18 protein-coding genes and 1 tRNA gene are annotated in these 18,189 nt (G+C 49.9%); 9 read left to right on the top strand and 10 right to left on the bottom strand.

Going from position 1 to position 18,189, the window contains the following annotated elements; translation table 11 throughout:
• The first annotated feature begins 70 nt into the window (after window positions 1-70).
• Window positions 71-3,022: a choice-of-anchor I family protein gene (locus tag C0068_RS02360; protein WP_103682890.1), complete on the top strand. Its 2,952-nt coding sequence runs from the start codon at window positions 71-73 to the stop codon at window positions 3,020-3,022.
• Window positions 3,023-3,098: 76 nt separating this feature from the next.
• Here the strand turns inward: C0068_RS02360 and C0068_RS02355 are convergent, their stop codons facing one another.
• Window positions 3,099-3,641 carry a response regulator transcription factor gene (locus C0068_RS02355; protein ID WP_103682889.1) on the bottom strand — a complete coding sequence of 181 codons (543 nt, stop codon included), beginning with the start codon at window positions 3,639-3,641 and terminating at the stop codon, window positions 3,099-3,101.
• A complete protein-coding gene (locus tag C0068_RS02350; RefSeq protein WP_103682888.1) occupies window positions 3,638-4,897 on the bottom strand; it encodes an ATP-binding protein in 1,260 nt (419 codons plus the stop codon). Before C0068_RS02350 ends, C0068_RS02355 begins: the two co-directional genes overlap by 4 nt.
• 277 nt (window positions 4,898-5,174) lie before the next feature.
• On the opposite strand from C0068_RS02350, the gene C0068_RS02345 reads away from it, so the two are divergent.
• A complete protein-coding gene (locus tag C0068_RS02345; RefSeq protein ID WP_103682887.1) occupies window positions 5,175-5,714 on the top strand; it encodes a PepSY domain-containing protein in 540 nt (179 codons plus the stop codon).
• Here C0068_RS02345 and C0068_RS02340 read toward each other — a convergent pair.
• Window positions 5,711-6,865: an FAD-dependent oxidoreductase gene (locus C0068_RS02340; RefSeq protein ID WP_103682886.1), complete on the bottom strand. Its 1,155-nt coding sequence runs from the start codon at window positions 6,863-6,865 to the stop codon at window positions 5,711-5,713. The two genes, C0068_RS02345 and C0068_RS02340, sit on opposite strands and share 4 nt — an antisense overlap.
• A 265-nt stretch (window positions 6,866-7,130) precedes the next feature.
• A tRNA-Leu gene (locus tag C0068_RS02335) sits at window positions 7,131-7,217 on the bottom strand.
• A gap of 119 nt (window positions 7,218-7,336) precedes the next feature.
• On the opposite strand from C0068_RS02335, the gene rnr reads away from it, so the two are divergent.
• The 7 genes from rnr (at window position 7,337) to dnaB (ending at window position 14,357) form a co-directional block, all read left to right on the top strand.
• Window positions 7,337-9,835 carry a ribonuclease R gene (gene rnr / locus C0068_RS02330; RefSeq protein ID WP_103682885.1) on the top strand — a complete coding sequence of 833 codons (2,499 nt, stop codon included), beginning with the start codon at window positions 7,337-7,339 and terminating at the stop codon, window positions 9,833-9,835.
• A 7-nt stretch (window positions 9,836-9,842) separates the two neighbouring features.
• Window positions 9,843-10,592, top strand: a complete 750-nt coding sequence (rlmB, locus tag C0068_RS02325) for a 23S rRNA (guanosine(2251)-2'-O)-methyltransferase RlmB (protein ID WP_434061415.1) — start codon at window positions 9,843-9,845, stop codon at window positions 10,590-10,592.
• A 141-nt stretch (window positions 10,593-10,733) separates the two neighbouring features.
• The gene (gene rpsF, locus C0068_RS02320; RefSeq protein ID WP_103682883.1) at window positions 10,734-11,177 is read left to right on the top strand and encodes a 30S ribosomal protein S6; all 444 of its coding nucleotides are present in this window, start codon (window positions 10,734-10,736) and stop codon (window positions 11,175-11,177) included.
• A gap of 26 nt (window positions 11,178-11,203) precedes the next feature.
• Window positions 11,204-11,431 (top strand): 30S ribosomal protein S18, encoded by a 228-nt coding sequence (gene rpsR / locus C0068_RS02315; protein ID WP_103682882.1) that lies wholly within the window; start codon window positions 11,204-11,206, stop codon window positions 11,429-11,431.
• Window positions 11,432-11,473: 42 nt separating this feature from the next.
• On the top strand, window positions 11,474-12,298 hold the full coding sequence (locus C0068_RS02310) for a hypothetical protein (RefSeq protein ID WP_146047826.1): 825 nt from the start codon (window positions 11,474-11,476) through the stop codon (window positions 12,296-12,298).
• Between the two features lie 39 nt (window positions 12,299-12,337).
• Complete coding sequence (rplI, locus tag C0068_RS02305; RefSeq protein WP_103682880.1) at window positions 12,338-12,784, top strand: 50S ribosomal protein L9; 447 nt, start codon at window positions 12,338-12,340, stop codon at window positions 12,782-12,784.
• 127 nt (window positions 12,785-12,911) lie between these two features.
• The gene (gene dnaB, locus C0068_RS02300; protein WP_103682879.1) at window positions 12,912-14,357 is read left to right on the top strand and encodes a replicative DNA helicase; all 1,446 of its coding nucleotides are present in this window, start codon (window positions 12,912-12,914) and stop codon (window positions 14,355-14,357) included.
• 14 nt (window positions 14,358-14,371) lie between these two features.
• On the opposite strand, the gene tatC is transcribed toward dnaB, so the two are convergent.
• Genes tatC through ubiB form a run of 6 tightly spaced genes read right to left on the bottom strand, consistent with a single transcriptional unit; the run spans window position 14,372 to window position 18,188 of the window.
• Window positions 14,372-15,130, bottom strand: a complete 759-nt coding sequence (gene tatC, locus C0068_RS02295; RefSeq protein ID WP_103682878.1) for a twin-arginine translocase subunit TatC — start codon at window positions 15,128-15,130, stop codon at window positions 14,372-14,374.
• Window positions 15,127-15,510 carry a Sec-independent protein translocase protein TatB gene (tatB, locus tag C0068_RS02290; RefSeq protein ID WP_103682877.1) on the bottom strand — a complete coding sequence of 128 codons (384 nt, stop codon included), beginning with the start codon at window positions 15,508-15,510 and terminating at the stop codon, window positions 15,127-15,129. The genes tatC and tatB overlap by 4 nt, the downstream gene beginning before the upstream one ends.
• Complete coding sequence (gene tatA, locus C0068_RS02285) at window positions 15,511-15,744, bottom strand: Sec-independent protein translocase subunit TatA (RefSeq protein ID WP_103682876.1); 234 nt, start codon at window positions 15,742-15,744, stop codon at window positions 15,511-15,513.
• Window positions 15,745-15,783: 39 nt separating this feature from the next.
• The gene (locus C0068_RS02280; protein ID WP_103682875.1) at window positions 15,784-16,122 is read right to left on the bottom strand and encodes a phosphoribosyl-ATP diphosphatase; all 339 of its coding nucleotides are present in this window, start codon (window positions 16,120-16,122) and stop codon (window positions 15,784-15,786) included.
• Window positions 16,119-16,520 (bottom strand): phosphoribosyl-AMP cyclohydrolase, encoded by a 402-nt coding sequence (hisI, locus tag C0068_RS02275; protein ID WP_103682874.1) that lies wholly within the window; start codon window positions 16,518-16,520, stop codon window positions 16,119-16,121. The genes C0068_RS02280 and hisI overlap by 4 nt, the downstream gene beginning before the upstream one ends.
• Window positions 16,521-16,556: 36 nt before the next feature.
• Entirely contained in the window at window positions 16,557-18,188 is a 1,632-nt protein-coding gene (gene ubiB / locus C0068_RS02270; RefSeq protein WP_103682873.1) for a ubiquinone biosynthesis regulatory protein kinase UbiB, read from the bottom strand.
• Window position 18,189 lies beyond the last annotated feature (1 nt).

The raw sequence follows: 18,189 nt of genomic DNA, 5'->3' as shown, positions 1-18,189 counted from the left end.
TTTTGGTCACTACGCTAAAGCTCCGGTGCACCGTTGGCGCTGACTGTATTTGCAAAATGGGACGCAATTAATGACTTTTTTTGAACCGCAAAACTACCTACGCAGCCTTAAGATTATGTCCTTTGCTGTTGGTGTCGCGACGATAGCGGCCTGCAGTGGCGACGGTAATAACACTTCCCGCTTTAGAGGCACAGAGCCTAATTCTAGGCAGTTTAATATTACTGAGAGTTTGGCGACGGTTTCATTTGCCGGCGGTTCAACCTTGAATCTAACCGAGAGTTTGGGCAGCGGCGCTTTTCGTCCTTTAAATGAATCAAATGATGTGTTTTACACCGTTAGTGATCGGGGACCGACCATTGACTGTGCAGATAGCCAAGCGGCTATTGGCGTTGCCAATTTTTGCGGCGCGAGCACAGGTTCTATTTTTGCGCTTCCCAGTTATGTGCCTAAGATTGTTAAGTGGCAGCTCAGTGGAATTGGTACCGAGCTAAAACTGGAACAAGTCGAGGTTATAAACCTAAAGGGCAGCAATGGCCTTGAACTGAATGGTTTACCCAATAATTTTACCAATGCACTGAATGAAAAAGCCTTTGATAGCAGTGGTATTGAATTGCAGCCAACGGCAAATGGTATTGATCCAGAGGCCATTGTTAAACTTGATAATGGTAAGTATTGGATAGCTGAAGAAAACGGCCCTAGCTTGCTGCTAGTAGATGTTGATGGTCGGGTTGTGCAGCGTCAGGTTCCGTCTGGTGCGGCCAACGATCTTGGCGGTTCGAACTATACGGTGAGTGACAGCATTTTACCGGCTATTTTTTCACGCCGTAAAATTGGTCGCGGTATCGAAGCTCTTGCTTTAAGCCCAGACAATGAATATTTGTATTTTATTATGCAAAGCCCGCTGGCGAACCCGAATAATGATACTGCGGATAATTCGCGGATCGTGCGTATTGGAAAAATTCAGCTGAACGCAGACGGCACGCCTAGTGCGATGGTCGGTGAGTATTTATATAAGCTCGACGCAGCATCGAACTATGCAATCAAATCGACTAATAGCGGCGATTTAGAGAGCAATGGTGATTTCGTTCCGCAAAGTGAGGTCACTATAAATGAAGCGATCGCTCTTGCTGAAGATTATTTGGTCGTCGTAGAGCAGGCGAGAACTGTTAGTAAATATTTCAGAATTAATCTTGCGAACGCTACAAATATACTTGGAAGCGCTTGGGATTTTGTTGGCACCGTACCCAGTTTAGAAGAGCAGGAAAATTTAGTTGATACCAAGTTTGTAACAAAGCAATTGGGTTTTGATTCACTGACTACGCCATTGCCAACAACTATTACTGCGCTTGTGAAAAACATTGAAGGTTTGGCGCTGCTGGATTCCAATTTCGCGGTACTGCTTAATGACAATCAATACGGCATATACGGTGAGGCGAGTATTGCCGCGGTTGCGCCAATTGGTTCTTATGTTGTGCAATCTGCGGCACCCATTGAGCCGTCATTAGATTATGCTGATTCAGCATCGTATAAGCGTAGTGATGCGATATTCGGCTCCAATGCGGCTACTGCTGTAGCAACAGATAGCGCTACTGGTCAAATGTTTGTGGTGAATAAGCAAGCTAACTCGGTAGACGTATGGGATATTTCCACTCCGCTAACACCGCCTTCAAACAGTAGTCAGTTAAATCTTGCCGCTGCGGCAAGCAATGCCGGTGTTTCTATCGGTGCGCCTAAATGGGTAACGATTGGCGGTAGCTATGTTGCGGTGGCAATTGATAATGTGAATCCGCAGGCGAACGGTATTGTTGCTCTTTATTCCTTGGCTGATTTAAGTTTAGAGGCGACATACAGTGTTGGAGCTTCACCAAAGATGCTGGCGTTTGATGGTTTATCTACTCGTATCGTTGTCGCTAACGAAGGTGTGCCGAGTAACGATTACAGCTCTGATCCAGTGGGTTCGATTAGTATTATCGATATTACAAATGGCGTAGACAGCCCAACTATTACAACGATTGGCTTTAATGATTTTAATGTTGGCGCTGGCCGTGCAGCCGAATTGCCAGCAGCGGTGAGAATATTTGGCGCCAATAACCCTAGCGTAGCGCAGGATTTGGAGCCGGAGCATCTTGCCGTGTCATTAAACAACGCTAAGGTGTTTGTTACCCTGCAAGAAAATAATGCAGTTGCGGTTATTGATTTAGACGGTTTGAGTATTGATCGCATCATTGCACTGGGCAGTAAAGATTTTGGTGTGCCAGGTAGTGAGCTAGATGTAAATGATAACGGCATAATTGAAATCCGTACCTGGGATGGCGTTTACGGTCTGTATCAACCTGATGGCATTGCGGCCTACAGATTTGGCAATAAAAATTATTTTGTCACGGCCAATGAAGGCAAGGTGCGGACAAATGCTGTCTTTAACGACGCGGTTCGGGCTAGGGATTTAGACGGCTTTGGTCAGCCTGAAATTGATGTTGGTAATCCCAATTATTTTGCGGCGCGAGACAATAATCAGCTGGGGCGTTTGTTCGCAAGCAATGATGCTGGTGATACGGATGGCGACGGCGATATTGATGAGATCTCTGCATTTGGCGCGCGATCATTTTCTATTTGGAGTGAAGAGGGCGTGTTGATGTATGACTCTGGGTCGGATCTTGCCAAAATAAGCCAGGCGGTGGTGGGTGCCGGCTTTAATGATCGCGATCAAGCAAGTGATGATAGCGGCGCAGAGCCTAAAGGTGTTGCTCTGTTGTCTAGCGGGAATCGCATTTATGCTTTTATTAGCTTGGAGCGCACTGGTGGTATTGCAATCTACGATATTACCTCCCCGCTGGGTGTGCAGTTTGTGCAGTACGTGAATAATCGCGACTTTGCGAACAGTAACCAAGGGCTGGGTTCAGGTGATATTGGTGCTGATGGCATTACCGCATTTTTCTTAGATGGCAGTGCGTATCTGGCTGTTGCAAATGCCCAGACAGGTAATGTAAGAGTGATTAAAGTTGATTCTGGTGTGAGTCAGTAATTAATAATTTGCGTTAATAAAGCCGCGCCTCTTAAGGCGCGGTTTTTTTTCGCCTTTTAATAGGCGTTTGGGCGGCTTAGGATTTAACGGGCCGCTTTTGCAATTTTCTTTGCAGTGTTCGGCGGTGCATACCAAGTTGACGAGCAGTTTCAGAAATATTGCCATCGTTTTCTGCTAGTACCCGCTGAATGTGTTCCCACTCGATTCTGTCTAAAGACGGTGGGCTGAGTGTGTCGGTGGCTACGTCATGCTGGCTAGATTGGTCATCAAATGCAGAGAGGATTTCTCTGGTTCCGGCAGGTTTTTGCAGATAGTTGTCGGCCCCCATTTTGATCGCGTCAACGGTGGTGGCAATGCTGGAGTAGCCGGTAAGTACGATCATTCGCAAATGGGGGAAGCGTTTGCGCAGCAGGGGAATTAGGCTTAGTCCCGAGCGGGTTTCTAACTTTAAATCGATAACGGCTTTGTCTGGAGTGAAGTCTTCGCATCGCTGTAATGCCTCCTCCACACTATGAGTAACTTCTACGGTGTAGCCTCGACGTTTCAGTGATCGACTTAGTGTTGTACTAAAGGTGATATCGTCATCTACAAGCAAGAATTTTTCTAAGCTGTGATTCATGCTGGCCTCTGTATTTTATCCAGCGGTAATATTAACTCCACTTGGCTGCCACCGCCTTCCCGCTGCTGCCAGCTTAATGTACCGCCATAGCGATTGGCGGTGGCGTGGCTGAGGAACAAGCCCAAACCGCGGCCTTTGCCCTTGGTGCTGATAAATGCTTTGGTCAATATGCTGGCCTGCTCGGGGCTAAGCCCTGGGCCGCGATCTTTTATGGCGAATATGAGTTCGCTACTGCTATGGCTTAATGCCAAGCCAATATGATCTGGACTGACATCGGCAGCATTGTTTAGTAAGTTCAAAATTGCCTGGCTAACCGTGCCATCAAGCCGTAATGCTAGCGCTGCGGTATTAGCACTAATTTCTGTCTGCAGTTCGCACGCGGGGCGTAATACCTGCCATCGCTCGGCTAATTCTGCTAAATAATCGCCAGCATTAATCGAGATCACTTCGCCCTCGCTTAGGTCGCGGGCGGTGCTGACTAATTTATTTAAAATGTCTTTGCAGTGGTCGAGTTGTTGTTCTAATAAACGGATATCCTCGGCGTCTTCAGCGGTTTTTTGCTCAGCTAAATCCTCCAGTATTACCTTCATGGTTGAAAGTGGTGTGCCGAACTCGTGGGCGGTGCCTGCGGCGAGGGTGGCGACTGCTAGCATTTGCTCATCTTGGAGACGGTGCTCGCGGCTGCGTGCTAATTCATTTTCGCGCTGACGCAAGCGCTGAGCCATTTTAAATACAAAATAACTTATCAGTAGTGCGCTGACGAGAAAGCTAGCCCACATACCAAGGATATGGGTGTTAGGCGACATGCCATGCTGGTGATGCAGCGGTGCTACCGCCTCTAAGGGGATAAAGAAAAACAATAATAAGCTATAGGCCGCGCAGGCGAGGGCGCTAAGCGTCCACGCATACGCCCAAGCTAGGGTCGCGGCAGAAATACAAAGGGGCACGAGTAAATAAGAAATAAAGGGGTTGTTCGCGCCACCAGAGAAATACAGCACAGCGCTAAAACCAACAATATCTACACACAGATGGACAAATAATTCGATGTCCGTCACTGGCCAGCTGCGAAAACTGCGCCACCAGCTGAATACGGCGAAGACGGAAATCGCGGCAAGCAGCAGTTTTAACATAACGTAGGGAAGCAACCAGCCTAATTGGGTTTCAGCATAAAAGACCGCGCCGAATTGGCCGGCGATAACCAAGCTGCGAATTATACATAGGCCGCGTAAGTTGGCTGTGTTTGGATTTAAGCTCACGTTTTATGTGCCTTGGTGGCCTGGTTATATTCAGTGCGGGTGAAATTATAAGTATACGCGGGTCTTGTCGGTAGCGACGAGCTTTGGCTGCGACACTTTGTCGCATCCTTCTCTCAGGCTATCTCGCCAATATATGGCTATGGGGTGTGGTCACAATATGGCAAATTGATTTCATGGACGGCTGAATATTTCTATAATTTATGGTGGGCTATGGCTGTAATGTGCTGGGTAAACGTGGATAATTCGGGGCTATTTTCATTGTTAAGAGCTTAGTCTGATGTCGCGCAAACTCATTGTTACTATTCACTTATACCTCGCCGCTTTCTTTTCACCCATTGTTATTATTATGGCGCTGTCTGGTGGCTTGTATCTATTGGACTACGAGGGTGAAGTGGTTCGTGGCGAAGTCGGGCACGTAGCCGACGCTCGTTTAGACGCCGATAGCCAAACTTTAAGAAGCGATGTTGTTGCAATTCTCACCACGCTTAATATCGACGCTCGAGTAGAAGAGGTTAGGGTGCGTGGTACTAATTTTTATACGCGTCCCTCAAGTCGTCAAAATTACACGCTAAGACAAACTGAGTCGGGGGTGGATGTAGAAGTCGCTAATCCAAATTTGCAGGCCATGATGATGGAATTGCACAAAGGTCATGGACCTAAAATTTATGTCCTGCTCGAGACTGTGTTTGCCGTGGGCTTAATGCTGATTATGCTTAGTGGAATGTATTTGGGCTGGATGTCGCCTGCGTATAAACAAAAAACTATCCTGCTTAGTGCTGCTGGTTTGCTCGTATTTGCTGTGGCGGTGTTGCTTTAATTTAACTTTGAAAACATGGCCATAAAGCGCCGGTCGATGGCGTCTTTCCAGCGCCATACCCAGCCGCCTTGCAGGGCGGGAAAAAAGCGTCTATATGCAATAGCTTCCTTGTCGCCCAATGCGAGTATGCTTAAAAAGTGTTGCTGCGGGCGGTGTTTTACCAAGGGTTTGGCTAATAGTTTTCTTTGTAAATTCTGAAATAAAATAGGCCCTTGTCTAACGGCAAATACACCGGCGTGTGGTCGAGGGTGATTGTATTGTTGCGCCACATCACCAGATGCAAATACAAAGGAATGGCTGCTCGATTGCAGGGTGTCATGCACCCTAATAAAGCCCTGTTTGTCTGTATCTAATCCTGATTTTTTTGGCCATTCAGGTGCGCTCGCACTGGTACACCAAAATATATAATCGCAGTGCAGTGATCGCTGATCTGCAAAATACATTTTGTTGTGCTTTAGCTCGCACACTTCGCTGTGATTGTGGAGCGCGATGCCTGTCTTGCTTAGTGCGGTGTGGACGCGATGGCGAATGCGGCGCGGGAATTGTTTAAGCGGCTCATCGTCTCGATAAACAAAGTGAAACCTGACCTCGCGAGAAATGCCCGCGTGATGCAATACCGCGTGCTGCATCGCCATGATTAATTCGACCCCCGCAGCGCCGCCACCTACCACTCCAATAGATTTAGCAGTATTTCCTGAGCAAAGTTCATCTAGCGTTTGCTGCCAGCGCGGATAAAACTCGCTGATGGGCTTAACTGGGGTGGCAAAATTGCTAGCCCCCTCAATGGTCAAATTGGGTGTAATGCCGCTATTAAGGGACAGCACATCGAATTTTATGGTGTGGTCGCTTTCGTTTAGATGTAGCTGTTTGCCTGCAAGGTCAATGTGCGCGAGGCTAGCTTGAATAAATTTCGCCCCTGCAAACTGGCAGAGTTGAATTAAATCTATATGGGTAGCGGCTTGGCTGTAGTGACCCGCAATAAGCCCAGGTAGCATGCCAGAGTAAGGTGTTTGATGCTGCGGGGAAATGAGTGTTAGGTTTACGCCAGCAAGTGGATTTAAGCCCCACAATTTGAGTACTTGCACATGCGCATGGCCACCGCCGACGAGAATCAATTCCTTATTGCTGATATGTGTATTCCCCTCTTTCATATGGCGATGGGTGTTTTGACGCGTGATTGTAAAGATTGGAGTGTAAATCTGTAGCGAGCAATATGTAATCGATTTGCAGGTCTTTTATTCTTGTCGCTTTATTGAGAGATTGTGGGGCGCAGGGAGTTAAGCGTGGGAGCTTAGCTATAATGAAAGCAGAAAATACGAGAGCTTGCTGTTGGGGGCTAAATTTTTGCGTGATTTGACGGCAGTGATTTCAGCTAATTTTGATTTTAAGTTTTTGAAAATGCTTGGGTTTTTGTTTTGGTGCCCAGGAGAGGACTTGAACCTCCACCCCCTTGCGAGGACCAGCACCTGAAGCTGGCGTGTCTACCAATTTCACCACCTGGGCAGGAGGCGTGCGGCTATTATGCCGAGGCGCGCAATTTACTGATAGAAAGTATTTTTGTCAACGGTTGCGTTACACTAGCCAATAAGTTTTTAAATCCCTTTCAAAGGAAGCGTTACTGAATGGCAAAACGCCGCAATCTGCCCGATCCCCATGCCGAGCGCGAGGCTTCGCGTTACGATAATCCTGTCCCCAGCCGCGAATTTATTCTCGAGCAGTTAAAAGATGTTGAGAATGGTTTGAGCCTGTCGCAGTTGCGCCGGCAGTTAGAGATTGAGGGCGAAGATCAGGAGGAGGGGTTGCGCCGCCGCGTAAAGGCCATGCTGCGCGACGGTCAGGTTATTGAAGGGCGGCGGGGTCGTTTGCGCGCGATTAGTGGTGGCGACGCCATGCTCGGGCGGGTGCAGGGGCATCGCGACGGTTTCGGGTTCGTGGTTATTGACGGCGAAGATGAAGACGTGTATTTGGCAAATCGTCAAATGCAGCAGGTCTTTGATGGTGATGTCGTTAAGGTTGAAGTAACCGGCGTCGATCAGCGTGGTCGGCGTGAGGGCGTGATTATTGAGGTTGTTGAGCATAACACTCAGCAATTAGTTGGCAAGTTGATGATGCATCGAGGCTTGCCGCAGGTGGTGCCAGAGAATACCCGTATCCAAAACTGGTTAGCACTGGAAGATAACGACGTCGCGACCGCTAAAGAAGGCGATTACGTGATGGTTGAGCTGACTCAGCAACCCGGTGCGCGTCAGCAGGCGCGCGGCCGGATTACTGAGGTTTTGGGTGATCGTCGCACAGTGGGTGTGGCAACCGAGTTGGCGGTTCGCAGCCATGATATTCCTTTTGAGTGGCCTGAGGCTGTTGATGAGGAGGCGCGGCGTTTTGGTTCTGAGCCGCTAGAGAAGGATAAAAAACATCGGGTGGATCTGCGTGAGTTACCGCTGGTCACTATTGATGGTGAGGATGCCCGTGACTTCGATGACGCGGTGTATTGCGAGCCGAAAAAATCGGGTGGTTGGCGTTTGTGGGTCGCGATTGCTGATGTTTCTCACTATGTGCAGGTCGGTTCGGCCTTGGATGAGGAGGCAAATAAGCGTGCTACCTCGGTCTATTTCCCTGATCGTGTTGTGCCGATGTTGCCTGAGGCCCTCTCAAATGGCTTATGTTCCTTAAAACCGCATGTGGATCGCTTAACGATGGTCTGTGAAATGACTATCAGTGCGACAGGCAAGCTCAGTGGCTACCAGTTTTACGAGGGTTTGATTCGCTCTCACGCGCGGCTTACCTATAACGAAGTCGGCGCGCTGCTGGAGCTTAAGGATGTTGATCCGAGTTATGACAGCGGTGAAAACCGTGATTTACTGCCGCATTTAAAAGATTTGCACGAGCTTTATTTTACCTTGCGCAAGGCGCGCTCAGAGCGTGGTGCAATTGATTTTGAAACGGTTGAAACTCGTATCGTTTTTAACGATGAAAAGCGGATCGAGGCGATTGTGCCGATTCGTCGCCACGACGCCCATCGTTTAATAGAAGAGTGTATGTTGTGCGCGAACGTCGCGACGGCTAAGGCCTTGGAGCGTGCTGGCTTAGAGGCCTTGTACCGCGTTCACAGCGGGCCAAGTGAACAAAAGCTCACAAATCTCCGTACATTTTTACAAGAGATTGGTCTAGGTTTGCGCGGCGGTGCTGAGCCTAGTCCGAAGGATTATCAATTGCTGCTGTCTAGTTTGGGGGAGCGTCCCGATGCGGCGGTCATTCAAACAATGATGCTGCGTTCTTTGAGTCAGGCGGTGTATCAGCCCGACAACGAAGGTCATTTTGGATTGCATTATTCGGGGTATACCCACTTTACCTCGCCCATACGTCGCTACCCCGATTTACTCGTGCATCGCGCTTTGCGCTATTTGGTGCGCAGTGGCGGTGGAGAGGCAGCGAAGTGTTTCCATAAAGTTGATGGCGCACCGGCGCTAAGCCGTAAAAAAATCTATCCCTACGATATGGAGGCGCTGGTCGCACAGGGTATGCATTGCTCTATGGCTGAGCGGCGGGCTGACGATGCCAGTCGCGATGTGATGGCCTTCTTGAAATGCGAGTTTTTGCAGGAGCACGTTGGCAGTGAGTTCGACGGTGTGATCGCGGCGGTGACCGGCTTCGGCATGTTTGTCGAGCTGAAAGACTTATATATAGAAGGTTTGGTGCATATCTCGGCCTTGCCGCAGGATTATTATCAGTTTGATCAAGCCCATCAGCGTCTTGTTGGTGAGCGTGCGCGCAGAGTATTCCAGTTGGGCGATACCGTGCGGGTGCAGGTGATGGGCGTTGATCTTGATCAGCGCAAAATCGATTTGGCGCTGCCTGCGGGTGAGCCAGCCAAGCGTCAAAAGCCCTCTGTGCGGGAGGCTTTGGCAAAAGGATTGATGCCGTCGTCAGGGGCTAAAACGTCTAAGGGGAAGGCGCCGGCTAAGAGTGGTGCCGCGAAACGTCGCGGCGCTAAAGCTAAGGCAGCGGCACCAAAGGCTGCGGCGAAAAAAGCACCAACCGCGAAGGCAAAGAAAACAGGAGTGGGGGCTAAAACCGCCGCTGCAAGAAAATCGGGCGCTTCTGGCAAGCGTCGCAGTCGATAGAGTCCTTATTGTGGCAGAAAAAATATTTGGTATTCACGCCGTGCAGGCGGTCTTGGCCCGCAACCCCGAGCGCGTGAAAAATCTTTATGTGCAAAATGGTCGGGGCGATAAGCGCTTGCAAGAGGTCTTGGCTTTGGCCGCCTCGGCGTCAATTGGCGTCGCTCAGCGTCCCCGCGAAGAGTTAGACAAGATGGTAGAGGGGCGCCATCAGGGCGTCGTTGCGGTGGTTGAGCCCGCAACTGAATATCGCGAAAAAGATTTACCCGACCTAGTGGCTGCAGCGGGGAGCGCTGCGCTGATATTGGTGCTTGATGGTGTTACTGATCCTCATAATTTAGGTGCGTGTTTGCGCAGTGCGGATGCGGCTGGGGTCACTGCCGTTGTCGCACCTAAAGATAATTCCGTCGGGCTAGGTGCAACGGTATTTAAGGTTGCCTGTGGCGCTGCCGACGTGGTGCCTTTTATTCAGGTAACTAACCTTGCTCGCAGTTTGCAGCAAATGCAGCAGGCCGGTATTTGGGTGGTTGGCTTGGCGGGTGAGGCAGAAGCGTCATTATATGAACGGGATCTCAGTGGGCCGGTGGCATTGGTGCTTGGGGCTGAAGGTGCCGGTATGCGCAGGCTAACTCGTGAAAACTGCGATTATTTAGCCAAGCTGCCTATGGCTGGTACTGTGAGTAGTTTAAATGTCTCGGTTGCGACCGGAATTTGTCTGTTTGAAGCGGTTCGTCAGCGGCAATCTGCATCTATTGGCTAATATTTGTGCGAATTGCTTGCATCTGGCGGCGCCCTTGCCTAAAATCCGCGCTCTTGATTTATGGTAACTCCGTCTAATTAAGGATGGGGTTGTCCTCCTTGTCACACCGTAAAGGGTGACTTAACCCGTAAGGAGCTGAAAATGCGTCACTACGAGATTGTGTTCCTGGTTCATCCCGACCAGAGCGAACAGGTACCAGGTATGGTTGAGCGTTATACGCAAGCCATCGAAAAAGACGGTGGTAAAGTTCACCGCCTAGAAGACTGGGGCCGTCGCCAACTGGCTTACCCTATCAACAAAATCCACAAGGCACACTATGTGCTGATCAATGCTGAAGCGTCTGCTGAAGCAGTGGAAGAGTTGACGACTAACTTCCGTTACAACGACGCTGTATTGCGTAACCTCATTATCCGTTGCGATGAAGCAGTGACTGAAGAGTCGCCAATCATGAAAGCGGAAAAAGAGAGCCGCGAGCGCCGTAGCCGCAGCGAGCAACGTGTAGAGCGCAGCCGTGATGACTCTGAGTCAGCAGCTGATGACGATAGCGATTCTGATGCCGAACTGGCAGAAGATAACGCTGAATAATTGCGGACTGAGTTAGGAGAATAGTTATGGCACGTTTTTTCCGTCGTCGTAAGTTTTGCCGCTTCACAGCGGAAGGTGTTAGCCAAATCGATTATAAAGATTTGGAAACCCTAAAAGCCTATGTTTCTGAAACAGGCAAAATTGTACCTAGCCGTATCACTGGTACAAATGCTAAATACCAGCGCCAATTGTCTACTGCAATTAAGCGCGCTCGTTTCTTGGCTTTGCTGCCTTACACAGACAGCCATAAGTAAGAAAACGACGTTATAACCATGCGCGCCTTAGCTGAATTTATAATGAAAGGGCGCTTGCAGGCGGTGGCCGTTGCAGGCTTGGGCGTTGGTACGCTTGTTTTTGCCTGGGTCGGTGTAGCCGCAGCGGTACTAGTGTTGCTGCGCAAAGGTTTGGCCGAAGGTGCTTATGTGGTTTTTTGGGCACTGTTACCGGCTATAGCTGTGGCAACAATCGGAGCAGATGTCGGTCCGCTGACAATGCTGCTAGGGGCTTCCGCAACAGCCCTTGTACTTCGTAATACCCAGCAGTGGGCAAATGCATTAATCACCGCGGTAGCGGCGGGCTTGTTTTCAGCCTTGTTGTTAACGCAATTTGCAAATGCCTACTTGGCCTCAGTGCTTGAGCTTGTGCAGCCTATGTTGCAAAAGATGCAGGCATCGGCACCGGGAGTATTTCCGGAGATCACAACCGGTGATATTGCTGCATTAATCGGTGTGAGTGCGGTGTTGTGGAGTACGATGGCGGTGATGTTGGCGCGCTGGTGGCAGGCGCTACTATACAATCCGGGCGGATTTCGTTTGGAGATGTGGCAGCTTAGATTGTCACCGGCAGTGACTATCGGCCTTGTGGCAATGATGTTGCTGCTAAGCAAAATTGGCGGTGATTATCGGTTTTGGGCAGTGATGTGTGTAATGCCCATTGTGATTGCTGGCTTGGCTTTGGTGCATGGTGTTGTTGGTCGCTTAGGTTTGGGCCGCGCTTGGTTAATAGTTTTTTATGTAGCGCTGTTGATGTTGAGACCACTTTGGGTGGCGCTGATATTGATAGCGATTGTGGATAGTTGGATTGATATTAGACGGCGTTTGCCGGTTCGCCCTGCACAGTAGGGCAACGCGAATGTCGGCGTATTTGAGAGGGTTAGAACCATGCAAGTGATTCTGCTGGAGAAAATTGGCAAGCTTGGCAATCTGGGTGATCAGGTTAATGTTAAATCCGGTTACGGACGTAACTTCCTAATCCCTTATGGCAAAGCTGTTCCTGCCACTAAAACAAACGTCGCTGAGTTTGAAACTCGTCGCGCTGAATTAGAAGCCGCTGCCGCTGAGAAGCGCAGTGTTGCCGATGCTCGTGCTGCTAAATTGGCTGAGTTGTCTGTGACTATCGGTGCAAACGCTGGTGACGGCGGTAAGCTGTTCGGCTCTATCGGTACTCGCGATATCGCTGATGCAGTATCTGCTGCTGGCGTTGAAGTGAATAAGAGCGAAGTACGTATGCCAGAAGGTCCAATTCGCGACCTAGGCAGCTACGATGTTGCGATTCAAGTTCACAGCGACGTAGTGCAGACTGTCAGCATCTCTGTTGTTGCTGAGTAAGACTGTCTCGTAAATAGCTAGATTGACCCCAGCTAATAGAGCTGGGGTGTCGCTACTTTTGCGATATAGCTATATCGATAAAAAGCACGACCGCTGTTTGTAGCGGTGGTGCTTTTTTTTTGCAACAATGCTCGATCTTATAATACCTAGTGATGGTCCAGTGCATCCCGACGTTTACCCAGAATCACCGCCAGACTTTGCCGAAGAGCGCGAGTTTGCCCAGCTAAAGTTACCCCCACACTCAGTAGAAGCTGAGCAATCGGTGCTTGGCGGATTGATGATCGCCAATGAAGCTTGGGACTCGGTAGCTGATGCAGTGGGTGAGGGTGATTTTTTCCGCCCTGAGCATCGCAAAATTTTTGCGCAAATGGCGCGTTTGGTTCAGCTTCAGCAGCCCATAGATGTCGTTACGCTCGCTGAGGCGCTCGCTAAGGCGGGTGAGCTGGAGTCAGTTGGCGGTGCGGCGTATCTGGCTGACATTGCCAGCAACACCCCTTCAGTCGCCAATATCCGTGCATACGCGCAAGCAGTGCGGGAGCGCGCAACGTTTCGCGCCTTGATCAGCGCCGCCAACGCGATTGCCGATAGCAGTTTTAACCCTGAGGGTCGCAATAGCGACGAGATACTGGATGAGGCCGAGCGCGCCATCATGCAGATTTCTGAGGAGCGTCCAAAGACTGGCGGCCTCACCCCAATTAATCCGCTTCTCAAGCAAGCCGTCGATAAAATCGATGAGCTGTTTAACAGTGATGATGCCATCACCGGTCTGACAACGGGCTTTGAAAAGCTCGATGAGATGACTTCTGGGCTGCAAAAGTCGGATCTTATTATTGTTGCTGCGCGACCCTCGATGGGTAAAACCACCTTTGCTATGAATTTGGTGGAAAATGCGCTGTTAAGTAGTGAACTGCCGATGCTGGTGTTCAGCATGGAGATGCCGGCGAATCAGCTGATGATGCGGATGTTGTCGTCGGTTGGACGGATAGATCAAACCCGCATGCGTACAGGTCGCCTAGAAGACGAAGATTGGCCTAAGCTAAGTGCGGCGGTGACAAAGTTAAAAGATAAGGCCTTGTTCATTGATGATACGCCGGCATTAACGCCGACTGAGGTGCGTTCCCGCGCAAGGAAAATTGTTCGAGAGCACGGTGGTATCGGCATGATCATGCTCGATTATCTTCAGTTAATGAAGGTTGCAGGTACTAGTAGCGAAGGGCGTACAGCTGAAATATCTGAAATATCTCGCTCTTTGAAAGGTATCGCAAAGGAATTTGAGTGCCCCGTTGTGGCTTTGTCGCAGCTAAACCGCGCTTTGGAGCAGCGTCCAAATAAGCGTCCGATTAACTCAGATCTGCGGGAATCTGGTGCGATAGAGCAGGATGCCGACGTCATCATGTTTATCTATCGTGACGAGGTGTATAACGAGGAGTCTGCCGATAAAGGCATGGCGGAGATCATTATTGGTAAGCAGCGTAACGGCCCTATTGGTACCGCACGCTTGAGCTTTATTGGTAAGCATACCCGCTTCGAAAACCTCGCCTTCGGTTACGAGGCGCCACCAGACGAGTACTGATGCGGTTTTACGGCTTATTCTTGATTGTCGGTATCAGTTTCAGCGGTTTTCTTTTTCACCAGCCTGCCAAATATAATCCCTATCTCAAACAGCAGCCACATTGGCACCGCTAGCAGCATTTGCGATATCACATCCGGCGGTGTTAGCAGCATTCCAAATACAAAGCAGGCGATGATGACGTAGGGCCGCTTTTCGGCAAGATCGTTTGCTGTGATTGCGCCAGAGGCGATCACCAGTACCGTCGCGATAGGGATCTCAAAGGCTACGCCAAAAGCTAAAAAGAGCTTGAGTGCGGTGTCTAAGAAGCGGGCAATATCGGGTGTATAGCTCACCCCAGCTGGGGTGATGCCACTGAAAAAGCCAAAGACCAGCGGAAACACCACGTAATAAGCAAAGGCCAAACCGGCATAAAATAAGGCCACGCTTGATATTAGCAGTGGTGCGGCGATGCGTTTTTCGTGGCGATACATGCCAGGGGAAATGAACTGCCATATTTGGTGCAGGATAACCGGCATAGCCAGACAAAATGCCGACACTAAAACCAGCTTAAACGGGGTTAAAAAGGTCGACGCAATTTCGGTTGCAATCATGCTGCTGCCTTCAGGTAGCAAGCGCTGCATGGGCTCCGAGACAAAGCTGTAAATGGTGTTGGCAAAGGGGAATAAGCCCAGTGTGCAAATCAGTACCGCCAGCACAATTCGCAGTAGACGGTCGCGAAGCTCCGTTAAATGGGCTACTAGCGGTTGGCTTTGATCCTGCTCGGCATCACTCATGATTGCTGCTTATCTTGGTCGGTCGCGGTTTGGGCTTCGGATGGGGTGCTGGCTGACTCCGCCGGCTTATTGACCTTCGGCTGAGGGTGGATGCTGTTTTCTATTTCAGAAACCTGTTTGCCGGCCTTGTTTAACTCTTGATCTAATGAGTTTTTACCTTCCTTTAGCGAGGCAAGCACTGACTCATTGTGAAGTTGGCGACGAATTTCATCGGCGCCAACTTCTTTTTCAATTTCTGAGCGAATATCGTTAAAGCTGCGGCGCAACCTTCCAATCCACAGGGAGGTGGTGCGAATTGCGCCGGGCAAGCGCTCTGGACCAAGAATAAGGAGTCCGAGAACGGCGATAACTAAAAGCTCAGCAAAGCCAATATCAAACATTTATAGTTTTGACTCGTCTTTTTTCTCTGTTTGCTGGGCTGCGCTGGCGTCTTCCTGCGCTTTTTTCTCAATGTTTTTTGCGTCGTCGTCATCGCCCTGCATGCTGTCTTTAAAACCCTTTAAAGCGCCGCCAAGATCGCTGCCCATACCCTTTAATTTTTTAGTGCCGAAGAGTAATACAACAATGGCAAGGATGATTAACAGTTGCCAAATACTAATGCCGCCTAAGCCCATAATAGTTTCCTTGTTACTTTTTTATGTAAATGTATGACGTTAAGACTGAGTGTCTCGCGCTGCTTTTTCGTCTAAACCAGAAAGCCCAAAGCGACGCGCGAGTTCGTTTAGCACTTGCTGGTGATTGCCGCCAAGATGGGAGAGCATGACCAAGCTATGAAACCACAGATCGGCGGTTTCATAAATGAGCTTGCTATTGTCACCGTCGCGCTCTGCGTCTTTTGCAGCTAATACGGTTTCTACCGCTTCTTCGCCGACTTTTTCTAGGATTTTATTTAATCCCTTGCTGTGTAAGCTGGCGACATAAGAACTGTCGGGATCGGCGTCTTTGCGGGAGGCTAATACAACCTCTAGTTGCTCTAGAATAGACTGGGTCATGATTTGTCCACCTTTTGATACATGGTGGCCGGATCTTTTAATACGGCTTCAGTAGTTTGCCAGTCGCCAGCATTAAGTCGGCGGTAAAAACAGCTTTGGCGGCCAGTGTGGCAGGCAATACCGCCAAGTTGTTCAACTTGTATTAGCAGTGCATCGCCGTCGCAATCTAGCTCCATCGCGCGAATTTTTTGCACATTGCCTGAGCTTTCGCCTTTGCGCCACAATTTGCTCCGCGAGCGCGACCAATACACTGCGTCGCCGGTTTCTACGCTGATCTGCAAAGACTCGGCGTTCATCCACGCCATCATCAATACCCGGCCACTAGTGGCATCTTGGGCTATGGCCGCGACTAAACCGTCGTCGTTCCATTTGATGTGTTGGAGAAAATCAGTATTCATGATTGTTGCACTGTTTTGTGAGGGCACTACTTTACCTCAGCGGCTGCGGATAAAGAAATATAAAGCGACACCGAATAGCAACACGCTGCTGCTAGGCAGGTGGCGCAGGCTATCTCTTATACCTGGGTCGGCGATGAGTGCGGCACTTATTAAGGCAATAATGGCGATGCGTTGATTGCGCGCACGTGCGGCTTGTTCGCGAAGCACCAGACTGACTTCATTTTTATGCCGAAGCTCTTCGGCGGCGCTGCTGCTTTTGTTCGGTACTCCCCGTTCAAGCAGGGTTTCTGGTAATTGGGGAAGTTGTTCGAGCCAGCCGGGCAGTCTATGACTCACGCGTTTGAGCATGCTTTGAGGCGAGTAGCGATCGCGCACCCAGCGCTCCAAAAACGGCATGGCGGTGGACCATAAATCTAGCTGAGGATAAAGCTGTCGCCCCAAGCCCTCGATGTTTAATAGGGTCTTTTGCAGCAGAACTAAAGAGGGCTGCACTTCCATGTCAAAGCGCCGCGCGGTTTGAAATAGATACAGTAGCAATTGGCCGAAGGATATTTCAGCTAGCGGCTTTTCGAAAATGGGCTCGCTAACACTGCGAATGGCAGCTTCAAATTCGTGAACTCGGGTTTCAGGCGGCACCCAGCCACATTCAACGTGTAGCTCGGCCACTTCGCGGTAATTGCGTTGAAAAATAGCCAAAAGGTTGCGGGCTAAATAATACTGGTCGAAATCGCTAAGGCTGCCAATGATGGCGCAATCAATTGCGATATATTGCGGTGAGGCGGGGCGGTTATGGGCTATAAATATATTGCCGGGGTGCATATCGGCGTGAAAAAAGCTGTCGCGGAAAACCTGGGTGAAAAATATTTCCACGCCGCGTTCCGCGAGTTTTTTCATGTCGGTCCCTTGCTCGCGCAGGGTGTGTACGTCGGTGACGGGAATGCCGTGAATACGCTCCATCACTAAGACATTGCGACGGGTGTAGTCCCAGTAAACCTCGGGAACGTAAAGCACTTCCGAGTCTTTAAAATTGCGTTTTAGTTGGGACGTGTTGGCGCCTTCACGCTGGAGGTCTAACTCGTCAAAAATGGTGTGTTGATAATCTTCAACAACTTCAATGGGGCGAAGCCGGCGACCGTCAGGTACATAGCGCTGGACGAGTCTCGCTATTGTGCGCAGTAGCTGAATGTCTGCTGTGATGGTGCGCTCTATACCTGGTCTCACGACTTTAACGACGACGTCGATATTATTGTGCAGCGTGGCGGTGTGAACTTGAGCAATAGACGCCGACGCCAATGCCTCGCGGTCAAAGGCCGCAAATAATTCTGCTATAGGTTTGCCCAGGGCTGTTTCAATGGCGGCGACGGCGAGTTCACTGGCAAAGGGCGGAACTTGGTCTTGTAATTTGGTCAGCTCTTCCGAGACGTCGTCGGGTAGTAAGTCGCGACGGGTAGATAATACTTGGCCAAATTTGATGAAGATGGGGCCGAGATTTTCCAGTGCGCAGCGCAGTCTCTCGCCGCGACTGTATCCCCGTTTTGGAAACATGCGCCACGGCCCTAACTTTAAAAGCAGACGCGCCCGCAGAGGTAGTTTGTCCGCGGGGATTAGGGTGTCTAGGCGGTAGTGACAAATAATCCAGCAAATGGCGAGTAGGCGGCGCAGCCCCATA

The sequence above is a fragment of the Zhongshania marina genome, assembly GCF_002915595.1.
Classification (GTDB): domain Bacteria; phylum Pseudomonadota; class Gammaproteobacteria; order Pseudomonadales; family Spongiibacteraceae; genus Spongiibacter; species Spongiibacter marinus_B.
The sequence above is the reverse complement of the archived record's forward strand: the minus strand, read 5'-3'. Positions and strand labels throughout refer to the sequence as shown.

Coding starts and splice junctions, on each gene's coding strand:
- C0068_RS02360 (WP_103682890.1), top strand. CDS start 71: ATGACTTTTTTTGAACCGCAAAACTACCTACGCAGCCTTAAGATTATG.
- C0068_RS02355 (WP_103682889.1), bottom strand. CDS start 3,641: ATGAATCACAGCTTAGAAAAATTCTTGCTTGTAGATGACGATATCACC.
- C0068_RS02345 (WP_103682887.1), top strand. CDS start 5,175: ATGTCGCGCAAACTCATTGTTACTATTCACTTATACCTCGCCGCTTTC.
- C0068_RS02340 (WP_103682886.1), bottom strand. CDS start 6,865: ATGAAAGAGGGGAATACACATATCAGCAATAAGGAATTGATTCTCGTC.
- rnr (WP_103682885.1), top strand. CDS start 7,337: ATGGCAAAACGCCGCAATCTGCCCGATCCCCATGCCGAGCGCGAGGCT.
- rpsF (WP_103682883.1), top strand. CDS start 10,734: ATGCGTCACTACGAGATTGTGTTCCTGGTTCATCCCGACCAGAGCGAA.
- rpsR (WP_103682882.1), top strand. CDS start 11,204: ATGGCACGTTTTTTCCGTCGTCGTAAGTTTTGCCGCTTCACAGCGGAA.
- C0068_RS02310 (WP_146047826.1), top strand. CDS start 11,474: ATGAAAGGGCGCTTGCAGGCGGTGGCCGTTGCAGGCTTGGGCGTTGGT.
- rplI (WP_103682880.1), top strand. CDS start 12,338: ATGCAAGTGATTCTGCTGGAGAAAATTGGCAAGCTTGGCAATCTGGGT.
- dnaB (WP_103682879.1), top strand. CDS start 12,912: ATGCTCGATCTTATAATACCTAGTGATGGTCCAGTGCATCCCGACGTT.
- tatC (WP_103682878.1), bottom strand. CDS start 15,130: ATGAGTGATGCCGAGCAGGATCAAAGCCAACCGCTAGTAGCCCATTTA.
- tatB (WP_103682877.1), bottom strand. CDS start 15,510: ATGTTTGATATTGGCTTTGCTGAGCTTTTAGTTATCGCCGTTCTCGGA.
- tatA (WP_103682876.1), bottom strand. CDS start 15,744: ATGGGCTTAGGCGGCATTAGTATTTGGCAACTGTTAATCATCCTTGCC.
- C0068_RS02280 (WP_103682875.1), bottom strand. CDS start 16,122: ATGACCCAGTCTATTCTAGAGCAACTAGAGGTTGTATTAGCCTCCCGC.
- hisI (WP_103682874.1), bottom strand. CDS start 16,520: ATGAATACTGATTTTCTCCAACACATCAAATGGAACGACGACGGTTTA.
- ubiB (WP_103682873.1), bottom strand. CDS start 18,188: ATGGGGCTGCGCCGCCTACTCGCCATTTGCTGGATTATTTGTCACTAC.